Source organism: Agromyces albus (genome assembly GCF_030815405.1).
GTDB lineage: Bacteria > Actinomycetota > Actinomycetes > Actinomycetales > Microbacteriaceae > Agromyces > Agromyces albus_A.
In genome coordinates this window covers 2239416-2253983 of record NZ_JAUSWX010000001.1, presented here as the reverse complement: position 1 = coordinate 2253983, position 14568 = coordinate 2239416, and the positions used below count along the sequence as shown (strand labels likewise).

Below are 14568 nucleotides of genomic sequence, written 5' to 3'. Positions count from 1 at the left end.
CACGTGCTAGTCGACGATCGAACGTCGATCCCGCTCCGTCCTCGATCCGGGCTGAGTTCCCGGCGATCCATGCAATCCTGATGTGATGACCGCTCGCTCCGCCCGGCCCACCATGAAGGACGTCGCAGATCACGTCGGCGTGTCTCGGCAGCTGGTGTCCCTGGTGATGCGCGATCTGGGCGGCGTCAGCGCTACGACCCGCGAACGGGTCCTCCGGGCAGCAGAGGAGATGGGATACCGGCCGGATGCCTCCGCCCGATTGCTCCGCCAACGGCGGAGCTACCAGATCGGCGTGCTGTACGCCATGCACCAGCCCTTCGAGGTGGATCTGGTCGAGCATCTCTTCACGGCCGCACGGGAGCGCGGATACGCGGTCGTTCTCGGCCCCCTGTCGCCCAGTCGTCCGCAGGCGATGGTCGTCGAGGAACTCTTGCAACAGCGCATCGAAGCGCTCATCGTGCTCGCGACCGACGGCGGCCGGGCGACGTGCGGCGCGCTGAAGTCACGGGATCTTCCGGTCGTGCAGCTGTCGGGTCCCCGAACGACGCCCCCGGGAGACGATATCCGCGTCGACAATGCAGAGGGCATGGAGCTGGCCATCGAGCACCTCACCGGGCTCGGCCACACGCGCATCGCGCATATCGACGGTGGAATGGGCCCGAATGCCGATGAGCGCAGGGACGCCTATCTCGCGGCGATGGCACGGCGCGGGTTGACAGAGCAGGCGGAGATCGTGCCGAGCGCGTACGACGAGGATGCGGGTTCGGCCGCCGCATCGGCGCTTCTCGAACGAGCCGAGTTGCCGACCGCCATCACGTGTGCGAACGATCGATGCGCGTTCGGGGTGATCGAAACGCTCGTTCGCACCGGAATCCGCATCCCCGACGACGTTTCGATCGTGGGCTACGACGACAGCAGCATCGCTTCGTTGAGATTCCTCCAGATGACCACGATCCGCCACGATCCGGCAATCCTCTCCGCGCTCGCTGTCGAGGCGGTGGTCGATCGACTCAGCGGCACGAACGTCGCGCCGTGGGCGCGCCGAGTGAGGGCGCAGCTGGTCATCCGCAGCACGACCGGTGCACCGCGGGTGCTCAGCTGAGGTCGACCGGCACGGTGATCCGTTCGGTCGCGGCTCGCTGTGCCGCATCCGCGAGGATGAGCGCGGCTCGCCCGTCCTCGAACGTCGGGCTCGTCGATGCCTCCCCGCGTGCGAGCTTGATGAACTCACGGAGCTCGGCCGCGTACGCCTGGGCATAGCGCTCCAGGAAGAACCTCTGATACGGCGGCTTCGCCTCGACCGCGGTCGCGGTCGAGACGCTGACCAGGCTCGTCCGGGCGTTCTCCACGGAGATCATGCCCCTTTCACCGAATGCCTCGATCCTCTGGTCGTACCCGAACGCGCAGTGGCGCGAGTTCGTGACGGTCACCACAGCTCCCGAGGCGGACCGCAGCACGGTCACCGCGGTGTCGAAGTCGCCCTGCTCCCGTGCGCCGTCGTCGAAGGTGTTCGTGCCGACGGCGCTGACCTCGATGATGTCGGGCAGGAAGAACCGGGCCATGTCGAAGTCGTGGATCGTCATGTCGCGGAAGATCCCCCCGGAGACTGCAAGGTAAGCCGCAGGTGGCGCCGACGGATCGCGACTGATGATCGAGAGCTGCTCGAGCGCGCCGATCTCCCCGCGGAGGACGCGTTCACGTGCATCCGCGAAACTCGGGTCGAATCGCCGATTGAAGCCGAGTGCGACGGGCACTCCGGCCGACGCGACTTTCGGTCGCAGGGCATCGACACGGCCGATGTCGAGATCGATGGGCTTCTCGCAGAGCACGGGCAGACCGGCGTCCACCGATTCGGCGATGAGGTCGACGTGCGTCGGCGTCGAGGAGGCGACAAGGATCGCGTCGACTTCACCCGAGGTGATGAGTTCCTCGCTCGATGCCGTTGACCGGCAACCGTAGCGATCGGCCAGTACCGTCGCGCCCTCCACGAACGGATCGGCCACCCATGCGAGAGTCGCATCCGGATCGGCAGTGATGCTCGCGGCGTGCACTTGGCCGATCCGGCCGGTGCCGATCAGGCCGAAGCGGAGCGGGGATGGAGTCATGCGATCAATCCTTCGGGGGAACGTGGCGTCGATGCGGGCGCTGCCCTGAGCGGGTCCTCGGCGTCCCGCTCAGCGCTCGATACGGTGAATGCGGAACGGAATGCGCGGAGCGCTTCCTCTGAGCCACCTCTGGCCCAGCCCTCGAGCGCGACCACGCCCGAGTACCGGTGGCCGACGAGCGCATCCCGGATCGCCTCGTAGCGGATCTCGCCTGTGCCCGGCTCGAACCGGCCGGGCACGTCGGCGACTTGGATCTCGCCGACGTAGGGGAGCGCTCTCGTCGTGAGATCGATGAGGTTACCCTCGCCGATCTGCGCGTGGTACAGGTCGAGGTTGAGGCGGAGACTCCGGTGGTTCACGAACTCGACCAGGGTCAACGTGTCGTGCGCCGTGGCGAACGGGGTGCCCGGGTGATCGACCGTGGTGTTGAGGTTCTCCAGGGTGAATACGCGGCCGTGCCGCTCACCGAGGAGGGCGAGCCGCTCGAGCGTGTCCGCCGCACGCATCCAGTCGGCGCCTGTCGTGGTCTCGCGCGGCGAGACCGGCAAACCGGCCTTGTCGAGGCCGGTGCCGTGCAGGTTCAGCCTGGGCGAGTCGATGATGTCGGCAGCGCGAAGCGACTGCTCAGCCGACCGCAGCAGCGCATCGATCGCCTCCTCATCCGTGAGGTTCCCCTGCAGGTACCCGGTCATCGAGGAGAACGTCGCCCCTGTCGCAGCGAGCGCGCGGAGGTCCTTCGTTGCCCAGTCCCAGATCTCCACCTGGAAGCCGAGCGCATCCAGGCGCTGCACCCGTTCGACGAACGGCAATTCGAGGAAGAGCATCTCAGCGCTGGCTGCGAGCACGAACGGCATTTCGGATCGTGCTCCAGCATCGAACGGACGCGTCATCGCGCGTGCCGCTCGGCGTTGATCTGCATGAGCTCCTCGCTGGCCTCGGCGATCGTGTCTGCCGCCGTGCCGGCGCGCTGCAGTTCGTGGATCAGTTCCTCGAGCTCGGCACCACCGGCCATCATGGCGGTCAGCTCATCGAGCGTGATCTCGGATTTCTTCGCATATCCGATGCTGCGGCCCCGCTTGAGCAACAGGAACTCGTCACCGACAGGGAACGCGTGGTGCGGGTTGTGCGTGATGAAGATCACTCCGAGGCCGCGATCCCGGGCTTGCACGATGTACTTGAGCACGACCCCCGACTGCTTCACACCGAGAGCTGCGGTCGGCTCATCCAGGATGAGCACTTTCGCACCGAAGTGGACTGCCCGCGCGATCGCCACGCACTGCCGTTCGCCACCGGAGAGGGTTCCGATCGGCTGATCGACGTCCCGAAGGTCGATCCCCATGTCGAGCAGCTCCTGTTTGGCGATCCTCCGCATCTTGGCGACATCCAGCCGGCGAAGCAGCCCGCGCCCCTTCGTGAGCTCCGAGCCGAGGAAGAAGTTGCGCCAGACCGGCATCAGCGGAGCCACTGCGAGATCCTGGTACACCGTGGCGATGCCGCGGGAAAGAGCCTCCCGCGGTGAATTGAGGTGGACGTCTTCTCCGCGGACGGTGTACGTGCCCTGATCATGCCGGTGAAGCCCCGCGACGATCTTGATCAGCGTCGACTTGCCGGCTCCGTTGTCTCCCAGTACGCAGGACACGGATCCTTGCCGGACGGTGAGCGTGACATCCCGCAGCGCGACGATGTTGCCGTAGCTCTTGCCGACGTCGCGCAGCTCGATGAGCGCAGGACCGTCGGGATCAAGCGTGCTGTTCTCCATGAGCCTGTTCTCGCTCTCGCTCGTCGATTCGGTCATCGTCGTGCCTTCGCAGCCCGGTTTCGAAGCACGATGTTGAGTACCGTCGCGCCGAGCAGCATCGCGCCGAGGAAGAACCTCAGCCAGTCGGGATTCCACTCGGCATAGACGACACCCTTCAGGGCCATGCCGTAGATGAGCGCGCCGATCGCTCCACCGATCGCCGAGCCGTATCCGCCGGTCATGAGACAACCGCCGACGACAGCCGCGATGATGTAGAGGAACTCGTTTCCGATGCCCTCACCGGACTGCACCGTCTTGAAGGCGAAGAGGTTGTGCATGCCGAGCAGCCACGCACAGAACGCGACGCCCATGTAGAGGCCGATCTTCGTCTTCGCCACCGGCACGCCTACCGCGCGCGCTGCATCAGGAGCGCCGCCCGAGGCGGCGATCCAGTTGCCGATGCGGGTGCGGAGGAGGAGCCACGTGGCGATGGCAACGAGCGCGATCCAGTAGAAGACCGTGATCTTGACGTTCGTGCCGAAGACGGAGACGTCAGAGGCGAAAACGATCCTCGCGCTTTCATACCCGTCCAGGTTCTGCACGCTGGGGGAGGCGACGCCGCCCGTGATGAACTTCGTCATACCCAGGTTGATGCCGGTCAGCATGAAGAAGCTCGCCAGGGTCACGATAAAGCTCGAGAGCTTCGTCCGCACCAGCAGAATGCCGTTGACGAGGCCGACGAGCAATGAGAATGCGAGCGCGAGCACGGCGCCCACCCACACGTTGAGCCCCAGCGAGGTCACGAACAACGCCGCGGTCAGCGCGGAACTGATCACCGCGACGCCCGCTGAGAGGTCGACCTCCCCACCGATCATGAGTAGGGAGACGCCCACAGCCATGATTCCGACCGTGGACGCCCCGTAGAGGATCGTCGCGATCGAGCTCGCCTGCGTGAAGATGGGCGATGCCGTGGCGAACAGTGCGAACAGGACGACGGCGGCCGCGAATGCACCCATCTCGGGCCGGACGAAGAGTCTCGCCCAGATGCTCGCTCGCGCGAGCCGCTCGTCTCGGACCAGTGTGTCGGTTCCCGCCTTCGGTGTATCCGTCTCGGGCTGATTCGGGCTCAACGTGTGGCTGGACATGGTCTAGCGAGTCCCGTTCGCGGCGAATCCGGCGACCGCGTCCACGTTGTCGGCGGTCACGATGGCGGGACCCGTGAACACCGGCGCTCCGCCGCCCAGCACGTTGCCGTTGGTGAGTTGCAGCCATACCGCATCGATGCCCGAGTATCCCTGCAGGTAGGGCTGCTGGTCGACCAGGAATGCCAGGTCGCCTGCCTTCAAGGCGTCGACAGCATCGCTACTGAGGTCGAACGTGCCGATCTTCGCACTGGAACCCGCATCCTTCGCGGCGTCGATGGCTGCCAGGGCGATCGGCGCCGCGAGTGCGACCACGGAGTCGATCGATCCATCGGTCTGCAACTTCGCGGTGATGGTCGACGACGAGCCGGCCATGTCCGCACTGTTGACATAGAGGACCTCGAACGCACCCGCGAATGTGTCCTTGACACCCGCGCACCTCTGTTCGAGGGCGACCTGGCCCTGTTCCTGAATGATGCAGATCGTCTTCTTCGAGCCCTGCGCATTCAGCTGCTCTCCGACGGCCTGGCCGGCCACCGTCTCGTTCTGCCCGAAGTGAGCAAGGACACCGAACTCCCGGGATTCGTTCTCACCCGCGTTGATGCTGAAGACCGGAATGCCCGCGGCCAGCGCGGCCTTCACGGAGTCCTCAAGCGCGTCAGGCTTCGCCAGGGTGACGACGATACCGTCGACGCCCTGATCCACGGCCTGCTGCACGAGCTGCGCCTGCTTTCCACCGTCTGGATCCGAGGAGTACAGCACCTCGACGTTGTCCTTCGTCGCGGCCGCGTCGGCTCCCTTGCGAATGATGTCCCAGAAGGTGTCGCCGGGAACAGCGTGGGTGATCAGTGCGACCTTGAGCTGCTCTCCCTCGGCAGTTGCGGCGCCATTCGCCTCGCTCTCTCCGCCGCCGGCCGTGCATGCCGCGAGCACGGCGATGAGCGGCGCTGCGGCCAGCGCCACGAGCGCGCGTCGATGGAAGTTCTTCATTTTGCATCTCCTTTGATCCAAACCCCGTTTGCCATCGTTGGCTGCGGGTTTCGCGGTTCGACCGCCTGGGCATTGCGCTAGCACGTGCTATATCTAATCAATAGATTGTCATAACAAACTTGTCTTGCACCCTTTCGGATTGGCGCGAGGCAGCGGTGGCTGGGGCGCTTCTCCGAATTATGTAACTATGTCCGGTCATACTTACACATACCGAACGCTGCGTCAACCACCAGCTCTGCGGCCGAATCGGACCCGCCAGGCCTTCGAGAGGTCAGCGGTAGAAGGCCGGTCGCGGCGGGATGTCGATGGCGACGAGGCCGCCGTCGAGCGCCGAGACGCCGGCCTCGCAGGCGAGTGCCACCTTGTAGCCGTCCCACGCATTCGGGCCGTCGATTGCGAGGCGCCCGGCCGCATCCACCCAGCGCTGCACCTGTGCGTCATAGGCGCGTGCGAACCTGGTGACGAAACTCATATGGTCACCGACTGAGAAGCGGCCATCGCGCCACGTCTGCATGCCAGAGGGCTGGCCGATGCGGGCGATGCCCTTCTCGAAGACCGCTTCGGTCGCGACCTGGTAGCCGAACTGGACGCCCACGTTCATCTCCACGTCGACGAGCACGCCGTTCTCGAGTTCGATGAGCACCAGGATCGGCTCGCGCAGGCGTTCGGGTGACAGCGAGTTCCGGCGCGGGTACTTGACCTCGATCGAGGCGATGTCGCTGCCGGCGAGCCATGGGGCCACGTCGAACTCGTGCACCAGCGAGTCGCTGATGAGCATCTGCTGCGTGTACGTGTCGGGCACTGTGGGGTTGCGGTGCGCACAGCGCAGCATGACCAGCTCACCGAGCTCCGCTGACGCGATCAACGCACGCAACTCGGCGTACTCCGCGTCGAAGCGGCGCATGAAGCCGACTTGGATATGCGGCCGGGCCAGACGCTGTTCGGCTTCGAGAACTCGCCACGCCGAGGTCGAGTCGGGCGTGAGCGGCTTCTCGCAGAGGATCGGGAGCTCCGCCTCCAACGCCGGCAGCAACACCTGCTCGTGGAAGCGTCCGGGGGTTGCAATGAGCACGGCGTCGAGCGCATTGGCGTCGAGCGCGTCCTCGATCCGGCTGAAGGCGCGGGCGCCGGGCGCGTGGTCGACGGCGGACTCGGCGCGCGCGGCATCCGGCTCGACGATCGCCGAAACGACAGCGCCCGAGATGCGCTCGGTGATGCGGGTGACATGGTCGGCACCCATGAGTCCGGCGCCGACGACGCCGATGCGCAGATCGTTCTGGGTCATACGTTCTCCTCGCGGTGGGACTTCTCCTGCTTGTTCACTCAGCACCATCGCCTGAGCACGTCACGGTTGCGTCGCTGGTCCGCCTCGCGCTCGGAGCGGAAGTCGGCCAACGAGATGTCTCGGCCCGGAAGCACGTCCTGTTCGACGACGACCCACCCGGAGAAGCCGATCGCGTCCGCCGCGTCCATGACGGCGGTCACGTCGATGTCCCCCGTGCCGAACGCGACGAACGCGCCCGACGACCAGACCTCCGCCATGCCGCCGCCCGCAGCGAGCACGCGTTCGAGGACACCCAGGTCGACATCCTTCACGTGCAGGTGGTTCACGCGGTCCCCCCACCGCTGGAGCACCTCGAGCGGGTTTCCACCGCCGATGACGAGATGCCCGGTGTCGAGTGTGAGTCCGACATCGACGCGATCCAGGAACCGGTCGATCTCCTCGGGGGATTCCACGAAGGTTCCGGCGTGATGATGGAAGGTCGGCTCGAACCCGGCAGCGCGGACTCGGTCGGCAGCGGCCTGCGTGTTCGCGATGAGCCGTTCCCAAGCTGCGTCGTCGAGCCGGTGCTCGGCCGCGCCGCGCCCCGGTCGGGCCTTGCGCGCGGGTGAGCCGTGATCGGCGAGTGTGGGCTTCGGCAGGAGCCGGGGCCCTGCCTCCGCGGCGTCGGCGAAGACGCGCAGCGCGTCGTCGAGGCCTGGGAGGGCCGCTTCGAAACCGGCGTCGTCCGACAGCGGAAGCTCCACCCACCCGCCGGCGAGATCCAGGCCCCAGCGATCGAGGCGCCGCCGCAGCTCCTCGCCCCTGCCGAAGTAGCCGATCGGCCCCAGGTCGACGCCGTCGTAGCCGGCCTCGTGCAGGATCGAGAGCATGTCGTCGGGGTCGAGCACCTCGGCGTCGTCGGGGGTCATCTCGAAGACCCCGAAGCTCACCGGGGCGCCGGCGATGGTCGCGTTCACCGGTCCGACTCCTCTCCGAGCAGCGGTCGTCGTGCTTCGCGCAGTCGCTCGTACTCGCTGCGGGCGCGCCGCGTCGATTCGAGCTCGGAGACCTCGGCCACGGGCACGTCCCACCAACCCTCGCCGTCGGGCGCGTACACGAGCGGGTCGCTGTTGATGTGGATGAGCGTCGAGCGGTCGCTCGCCTTCGCGGTCGCGATCGCCTCGGCGAGGCGGTCGATCGCGTGGGGCTCGGGCTCGATCTCGATCACGTCGATGCCGTAGCTGCGCGCGTTCGCGGCGAGATCCACCGGGAGGATGTCGTCGCCCTGGAAGTTCCGGGCCTGCTCGTCGTACGACCGGTACCACGTGCCGAAGCGCTCGGAGCCGACCGTCTCGGAGAGATGGCCGATCGACGCGTACCCGTGGTTCTGGATGAGCACGACGATGAGCTTGATGCCCTCGGCGACGGCCGTGACGAGCTCGGTGTGCAGCATCAGGTACGAGCCGTCGCCGACCATGACGATGACGTCGCGGTCCGAGCCGTCGGTGAGCGCGCCGCGCTTGACGCCGAGGCCGCCGGCGATCTCGTAACCCATGCACGAGAACGCGTACTCGACGTGGTAGCCGAGCGGGTCGCGTACGCGCCACAGCTTGTGCAGGTCGCCCGGCAGCGACCCGGCCGCCTGCACGAGCACGTCTTCCGGCGCCGACGCCGCCTGCACGGCGCCGATAATCTCGGGCTGGCCCGGCAGGTCGCTTCCGGTGGGCGCGAACGCGGCGTCGACCGCGGCATCCCACTCGCGCTTCTCGCGCGCGATGCGCTCGGCGTACGCGGTGTCGACCCGGAAGCCCCCGAGCTCGGCGAGGAGCACCTCGAGCGTCTCGCGCGCGTCGGCGACGACAGGCAACTGCGAGCCGTGCTTGTAGGCGTCGAACCCCGCGACGTTGATGTTGACGAAGCGCACATCCGGGTCCTGGAACACGGTGCGGCTCGCGGTGGTGAAGTCGCTGTACCGGGTGCCGATGCCGATGACGACGTCGGCCTCGGCGGCGATACGGTTCGCGGCGGTCGTGCCGGTCGCGCCGATGCCGCCGACGTACTGCGCGTGGTCCCACGGCAGCGCGCCGCCGCCGGCCTGCGAGGTGCCGACGGGGATGCCGGTCGCCTCGACGAGCGCCGCGAGCGCGGCCTCGGCTCCCGAGTAGATCACGCCGCCGCCGGCGACGATCACGGGCCGCTTGGCCGAGCGGATCGCGGCGACGGCCCGCTCGAGCTGACCGCGCTGGGGGAGCGGGCGCGAGATGTGCCACTCGCGATCCTGTAGGAACTCCAGCGGGACGTCGATCGCCTCGGCCTGCACGTCCTCTGGCAGCGCGATCGTCACGGCGCCCGTCTCGGCGGGGTCGGTGAGCACCCGCATCGCCGCGAGGGCGATCGAGTACAGCTGCTCGGGTCGCTGCACGCGGTCGAAGAAGCGCGAGAGCGGACGGAACGCGTCGGTCACCTGGATGCCGATGTCGTGCGGGAACTCGAGCTGCTGCAGCACCGGGTCGGCGACGCGCGTCGCGAAGGTGTCACTCGGCAGTAGGAGCGCCGGCATGCGGTTGCTCGTCGCGAGGGCGGCGCCCGTGAGCATGTTCGCGGCACCCGGACCGACCGACGCGGCTGACGCGAAGGTCGCGCGACGGCGGTGCATCCGTGCATAGCCGACCGACTGATGCACCATCGCCTGCTCGTTGCGGGCCTGGTAGTACGGCATCAGGTCGGGCTCGAGCTCGTTCGCCTGGCGCAGCGCCTGCCCGATGCCGGCGACGTTGCCGTGGCCGAAGATGCCGAAGACTCCGGGGATCGTGCGTTCGCGGAGGTCACCGTCGACGGTCCACTGGCGGGCGAGGAATTCGACGAGGGCCTGCGCCACCGTCATCTGCTTGGTCTCCAACGTCGTCATCGTCCTTCCGGGTCGGCTGCGTAGGGCAGGCGCGGGTCGATCTCCTGAGCATCCCAGGTCGAGCGCACCCACGCGTGGGCGGGGTCGTCGCTGATGCGCCACTCGCGCTCGGCGTCGGGGCCTGCCATCACGTTGAGGTAGTACAGGTCGTAGCCGGGCGCCGCGACGGCGGGCCCGTGGTAGCCGAACGGCACGAGGGCGACATCGCCCGTGCGCACAATGGCGTTGATGTCGATCTCGCCCGCGGGGGAGGTGTACGTGGCGAACATGCCGAACGGGTCGGCGTCGCCCGGTGCGCTGAGCCCGCGCGCGACATCCGACTCGAAGTAGTAGATCTCCTCAAGACGCGACTCGTGCGCGTCGACGTGCTCGTCGTGTTTGTGGGCTGGGTACGACGACCAGTTCTCGGCAGGGGTGATGACCTCGCACACGATGAGCTTCTCGGCGTCGAGGCGTCCGGGCGTGCCGAAGTTGTGGACCTGCCGGCTCGACCGGCCCGCGCCACGGAGTTCGACCGGCACCTCGTGCTTCGCGATGACCTGCAACGGATGCTGCGTGCTGGCCGGCGCCTCAGCTACAACGATACGACCGTGGCCCGTGAGCACCGCCGATGTGCCGACGGGCAGGTACACCACGTCGGTCGGCCCGTCGAACACGGACGCCCGGCCCTCGAGCGCCACGCTGCCGGACTCGCTGATCGTTGCCCACGCCACCTCGCAACTGCCCGCGAGTGGGACGACGATCCGCTCGACCCCGGCGGCGGGAAGCTCCCTCGAGCCCCTGTCGCCGAGGTCGGCCACGCGCAGGCCGGTGTGCTCCCAGCCGGAGAGCGTCGCGTCGACGACGCTCTCCCAGCCGTTGCGGGTGAGCCCGCCGCGCGGGTGGAACCATGCGTTGCGCGCGTGCATCGCGTGCCTCACTCCTTCGTGATTCGTGATTCGTGTATCGATCGTCTCGCGTCAGTCGTTCTTCGGGAACCCGAGGTTGATCCCGCCGTGGGTCGCGGGGTCGAGCCAGCGCGAGGTGATCGCCTTCTGTCGGGTGAAGAAGTCGAAGCCCTGGATGCCGTAGGCCTTCGAGTCGCCGAACAGCGAGTCCTTCCAGCCGCCGAACGAGTAGTACGCGACGGGCACGGGGATCGGCACGTTGATGCCGATCATGCCGACCTGGATCTCGTTCTGGAAGCGGCGGGCCGCCCCACCGTCGTTCGTGAAGATGGCGGTGCCGTTGCCGAACTCGCCGGAGTTGATGAGGTCGACGCCCTCCTGGAAGCTCTCGACGCGCACGACCGAGAGCACCGGTCCGAAGATCTCCTCGGTGTACGCGCGGCTCGTCGTGGGCACGTTGTCGAGCAGCGTCGGGCCGAGCCAGAAGCCGTCGGCGGCGCCGTCGACGTCGATGCCACGGCCGTCGACCACGACCGTCGCGCCGTCCTCGGCGGCGATGTCGATGTACGCGGCGACCTTGTCGCGATGCTGCGCCGTGACGAGCGGGCCCATGTCGGGCTCGCCTCGGCCGTCGCCGATGCGCAGCTTGCCGATGCGCTCGGTGATCTTCTCGATGAGCTCGTCGGCGACCGGCTCGACCGCGAGCACGACGCTGATCGCCATGCAGCGCTCGCCGGCGGAGCCGAAGCCCGCGTTGATCGCCTGGTCGGCGACGAGGTCGAGGTCGGCGTCGGGTAGGACGAGCATGTGGTTCTTCGCCCCGCCGAGCGCCTGGACGCGCTTGCCGTGCTTCGCCGCGGTCTCGTAGATGTACTTCGCGATGGGCGTGGAGCCGACAAACGAGATCGACTGCACCTCGGGGCTGGTGAGCAGTCCGTCGACGGCGAGCTTGTCGCCCTGCAGCACGTTGAACACGCCATCGGGCAGACCCGCCTCCTTCCAGAGCTCGGCCATCCAGATCGCGGCCGACGGGTCCTTCTCGCTCGGCTTCAGGATGACGGCGTTGCCCGCGGCGATCGCGATGGGGAAGAACCACATCGGCACCATGGCGGGGAAGTTGAACGGGCTGATGATGCCGACCACGCCGAGCGGCTGCTTGGTGGAGTAGACGTCGATGCCCGTCGACACGTTCTCGGAGTAGTCGCCCTTGAGGATGTTCGGGAAGCCGGTCGCGAGCTCGACGACCTCGAGGCCGCGCTGCACCTCGCCGGCGGCGTCGGAGACGACCTTGCCGTGCTCGCTCGTGATGATCTCGGCGAGCTCGTGCTTGCGTTCGTTGAGGAGCTCGCGGAACCGGAACACAACCGCCTGGCGCTTGGTCATCGACATCGCCGCCCAGCGCGGGAACGCCTTCGCGGCCGACGCGATGGCGAGCTCGATCTCCGCCTCGTCGGCGAGCGCGACCTCCTTGGTCTGGCGGCCGATCGCGGGGTCGTAGACGGGGGAGGTGCGACCGCTGCGCGAGACGTGCACGGCGCCGTCGATCCAGTGGCCGACGACCGGGAGCCCGCCGTCCTCGACGAACGGGTCTGCGACCGGGAGGTTCTCGGTGGTGTTGCTCATGGGTGTTTCTCGACTTTCTGGTTCGGTCAGGCGTTGGAGGGAGCGTGGACGAGTGCGGCAGCGGTGTCGACCGCAGCTTCCACGTCTCCGTCGAGCGGGTAGATGAGGGTGCGGCCGACGACGAGTCCGCGCACGCCGGGGAGCGCAAGGGCGGGTTCCCACGCGGCGTAGGTCGCGTCGGGATCGGTCGCCGGATCGCCGCCGAGCAGGAGCGTCGGAAGCGTCGTCGACGCCATCACGCGCTCCATCTCGTCGACTACGGGGAGCTTCATCCAGGTGTAGGCCGAGCTGTCGCCGAGGCCGGCGGCGATCGCGATGGAACGAATGACGGAGTCGGCGTCGAGCAGGTTGGCGGCGGCACCGTCACGCCACTCGCTGAGGAACGGCTCGAGCATGATGGGCACGCGGGCGGCGACCGCGGCGGAGACCGCCCTGGCGTTCGCCTCGAGGGTCGCGGATGTCGCGGGGTCGCCGAGGTTCACTCGGACGAGCGTCTTCGCGAAGTCGAGCCGGTCGCGCACGATCGCGGGGATGTCGTAGCCCGTGAACCGGTCGTCGAACTCGAACGCCGAGCCGCGCAGCCCGCCGCGATTCATCGACCCGACCACGACCTTTCCGTCGAGCGCGCCGAGCAGGGCGAGGTCGTCGATGATGTCGGGCGTGCCGAGCACGCCGTCGACGCCGGGTCGCGAGAGCGCGAGCGCGAGACGGTCGAGCAGGTCGTAGCGGCCGGCCATGGCCATCGGGTCGTTGCCGACGCCGAGGGCGCCCCGCGCCGGGTGGTCGGCGGCCACGATGAACAGGCGGCCGGCGTCGGAGAGGAGTGGACGCCGCACGCGCTCGGCGAGCGCCCGCGCGATGCGATGGGGCTCAGCGGCGCGGATGTGGCGGAGCTCGTCGAAACGCTCGGCAGCGAGGAAGCGGTCAGTGCGCGGCATCCGTCGCCCCTTCCAGTGCGGCCTCGACCTCGGCCGTCGTCGGCATCGCCGTGGAGCACTCCCGGCGGGAGGCGACGATGGCGCCCGCGATGTTGGCGAATCGCAGGATCCGCTCGAGGTCCCAGCCCGCGAGGAGCCCGTGGCACAGGGCTCCACCGAAGCCGTCGCCTGCGCCGAGTCCGTTCACGACCTCGACCGGGAAGGGCGGCACCTCGACGGTCTCGTCGCGCGTCTTCGCGAGCACGCCCTTGGGGCCCTGCTTCACGATGGCGAGCTCGACGCCGCGCTCGAGCAGTGCGTCGGCCGCGCGGTGCGGCTCGGTCTCGCCGACGGCGATCTCGCACTCCTCACGGTTGCCGACCGCGACGGTGACGTGGGGGAGCGCACGTGTGACCTCACGCGTTGCGTCTCCGGGGGAGTGCCAGAACATGGGGCGGTAGTCGAGGTCGAGGACCGTGTGCTGACGGCGAGCGCGCGCCGTCCAGGCGACGTGATGCGCCGAGCGGCTCGGCTCCTCGGAGAGTCCGGTCACCGTCGCCCAGAACACGCCCGCGTTGTGGATCGCGTCGAGGTCGAGCGACTTGGCGGTGATCGTCAGGTCGGGCGCTTTCGGCTTGCGGTAGAAGTAGAGCGGGAAGTCGTCGGGCGGGAAGATCTCGCAGAACGTGACGGGCGTGAGCAGGTCGGGCTCGACCCCCACGTACGCGTCGGAGACCCCGAGGCGCACGAGCTCGCGGCGGACGAAGCGCCCGAACGGGTCGGCGCCGGTGCGGGTGATCACCGCGCTGGAGCGGCCGTGCCGCGCTGCCGCGATGGCGACGTTGGTGGCGCTGCCGCCGAGGTACTTGGCGAACGTCTCGACGTCTTCGAGGCCGACGCCGTCTTGCAGCGGGTAGATGTCGACGCCGACGCGGCCCATCGTGATGACGTCGAAGGTCTGATTCGTGTTCATACGCCGGTGTAGAACTCTCTC

13 protein-coding genes are annotated in these 14568 nt (G+C 68.0%); 1 reads left to right on the top strand and 12 read right to left on the bottom strand.

The window, feature by feature from the left end; genetic code table 11:
• The first annotated feature begins 85 nt into the window (after window positions 1-85).
• Entirely contained in the window at window positions 86-1102 is a 1017-nt protein-coding gene (locus tag QFZ29_RS10535; protein WP_306894068.1) for a LacI family DNA-binding transcriptional regulator, read from the top strand.
• Here the strand turns inward: QFZ29_RS10535 and iolG are convergent.
• The 12 genes from iolG to iolC form a co-directional block, all read right to left on the bottom strand.
• Entirely contained in the window at window positions 1095-2105 is a 1011-nt protein-coding gene (gene iolG / locus QFZ29_RS10530) for an inositol 2-dehydrogenase (protein ID WP_306894067.1), read from the bottom strand. The two genes, QFZ29_RS10535 and iolG, sit on opposite strands and share 8 nt — an antisense overlap.
• Window positions 2102-2959 carry a TIM barrel protein gene (locus tag QFZ29_RS10525; protein ID WP_306894066.1) on the bottom strand — a complete coding sequence of 286 codons (858 nt, stop codon included), beginning with the start codon at window positions 2957-2959 and terminating at the stop codon, window positions 2102-2104. Before QFZ29_RS10525 ends, iolG begins: the two co-directional genes overlap by 4 nt.
• A gap of 32 nt (window positions 2960-2991) precedes the next feature.
• Complete coding sequence (locus QFZ29_RS10520) at window positions 2992-3864, bottom strand: ATP-binding cassette domain-containing protein (RefSeq protein ID WP_306896686.1); 873 nt, start codon at window positions 3862-3864, stop codon at window positions 2992-2994.
• A 32-nt stretch (window positions 3865-3896) separates the two neighbouring features.
• A complete protein-coding gene (locus tag QFZ29_RS10515; RefSeq protein WP_373426269.1) occupies window positions 3897-4859 on the bottom strand; it encodes an ABC transporter permease in 963 nt (320 codons plus the stop codon).
• 132 nt (window positions 4860-4991) lie between these two features.
• Window positions 4992-5975, bottom strand: coding sequence for a substrate-binding domain-containing protein (locus tag QFZ29_RS10510; protein ID WP_306894064.1), 984 nt, complete (start codon window positions 5973-5975; stop codon window positions 4992-4994).
• Between the two features lie 271 nt (window positions 5976-6246).
• Window positions 6247-7260: a Gfo/Idh/MocA family protein gene (locus QFZ29_RS10505; RefSeq protein ID WP_306894063.1), complete on the bottom strand. Its 1014-nt coding sequence runs from the start codon at window positions 7258-7260 to the stop codon at window positions 6247-6249.
• Window positions 7261-7298: 38 nt separating this feature from the next.
• Window positions 7299-8216 (bottom strand): sugar phosphate isomerase/epimerase family protein, encoded by a 918-nt coding sequence (locus QFZ29_RS10500; protein WP_306894062.1) that lies wholly within the window; start codon window positions 8214-8216, stop codon window positions 7299-7301.
• Window positions 8213-10147 (bottom strand): 3D-(3,5/4)-trihydroxycyclohexane-1,2-dione acylhydrolase (decyclizing), encoded by a 1935-nt coding sequence (iolD, locus tag QFZ29_RS10495; RefSeq protein ID WP_306894061.1) that lies wholly within the window; start codon window positions 10145-10147, stop codon window positions 8213-8215. Before iolD ends, QFZ29_RS10500 begins: the two co-directional genes overlap by 4 nt.
• Window positions 10144-11055 (bottom strand): 5-deoxy-glucuronate isomerase, encoded by a 912-nt coding sequence (gene iolB / locus QFZ29_RS10490; protein WP_306894060.1) that lies wholly within the window; start codon window positions 11053-11055, stop codon window positions 10144-10146. Before iolB ends, iolD begins: the two co-directional genes overlap by 4 nt.
• A gap of 51 nt (window positions 11056-11106) precedes the next feature.
• Window positions 11107-12657 carry a CoA-acylating methylmalonate-semialdehyde dehydrogenase gene (locus QFZ29_RS10485; RefSeq protein ID WP_306894059.1) on the bottom strand — a complete coding sequence of 517 codons (1551 nt, stop codon included), beginning with the start codon at window positions 12655-12657 and terminating at the stop codon, window positions 11107-11109.
• A 26-nt stretch (window positions 12658-12683) separates the two neighbouring features.
• Entirely contained in the window at window positions 12684-13595 is a 912-nt protein-coding gene (locus tag QFZ29_RS10480; protein WP_306894058.1) for a Cgl0159 family (beta/alpha)8-fold protein, read from the bottom strand.
• Entirely contained in the window at window positions 13582-14547 is a 966-nt protein-coding gene (gene iolC / locus QFZ29_RS10475; RefSeq protein ID WP_306894057.1) for a 5-dehydro-2-deoxygluconokinase, read from the bottom strand. Before iolC ends, QFZ29_RS10480 begins: the two co-directional genes overlap by 14 nt.
• Window positions 14548-14568 lie beyond the last annotated feature (21 nt).

Bases quoted from the DNA above. Each gene is read 5' to 3' on its own strand.
- QFZ29_RS10535 (WP_306894068.1), top strand. From the start codon at position 86: ATGACCGCTCGCTCCGCCCGGCCCACCATGAAGGACGTCGCAGATCAC.
- iolG (WP_306894067.1), bottom strand. From the start codon at position 2,105: ATGACTCCATCCCCGCTCCGCTTCGGCCTGATCGGCACCGGCCGGATC.
- QFZ29_RS10525 (WP_306894066.1), bottom strand. From the start codon at position 2,959: ATGCCGTTCGTGCTCGCAGCCAGCGCTGAGATGCTCTTCCTCGAATTG.
- QFZ29_RS10520 (WP_306896686.1), bottom strand. From the start codon at position 3,864: ATGGAGAACAGCACGCTTGATCCCGACGGTCCTGCGCTCATCGAGCTG.
- QFZ29_RS10515 (WP_373426269.1), bottom strand. From the start codon at position 4,859: ATGGGTGCATTCGCGGCCGCCGTCGTCCTGTTCGCACTGTTCGCCACG.
- QFZ29_RS10510 (WP_306894064.1), bottom strand. From the start codon at position 5,975: ATGAAGAACTTCCATCGACGCGCGCTCGTGGCGCTGGCCGCAGCGCCG.
- QFZ29_RS10505 (WP_306894063.1), bottom strand. From the start codon at position 7,260: ATGACCCAGAACGATCTGCGCATCGGCGTCGTCGGCGCCGGACTCATG.
- iolD (WP_306894061.1), bottom strand. From the start codon at position 10,147: ATGACGACGTTGGAGACCAAGCAGATGACGGTGGCGCAGGCCCTCGTC.
- iolB (WP_306894060.1), bottom strand. From the start codon at position 11,055: ATGCACGCGCGCAACGCATGGTTCCACCCGCGCGGCGGGCTCACCCGC.
- QFZ29_RS10485 (WP_306894059.1), bottom strand. From the start codon at position 12,657: ATGAGCAACACCACCGAGAACCTCCCGGTCGCAGACCCGTTCGTCGAG.
- QFZ29_RS10480 (WP_306894058.1), bottom strand. From the start codon at position 13,595: ATGCCGCGCACTGACCGCTTCCTCGCTGCCGAGCGTTTCGACGAGCTC.
- iolC (WP_306894057.1), bottom strand. From the start codon at position 14,547: ATGAACACGAATCAGACCTTCGACGTCATCACGATGGGCCGCGTCGGC.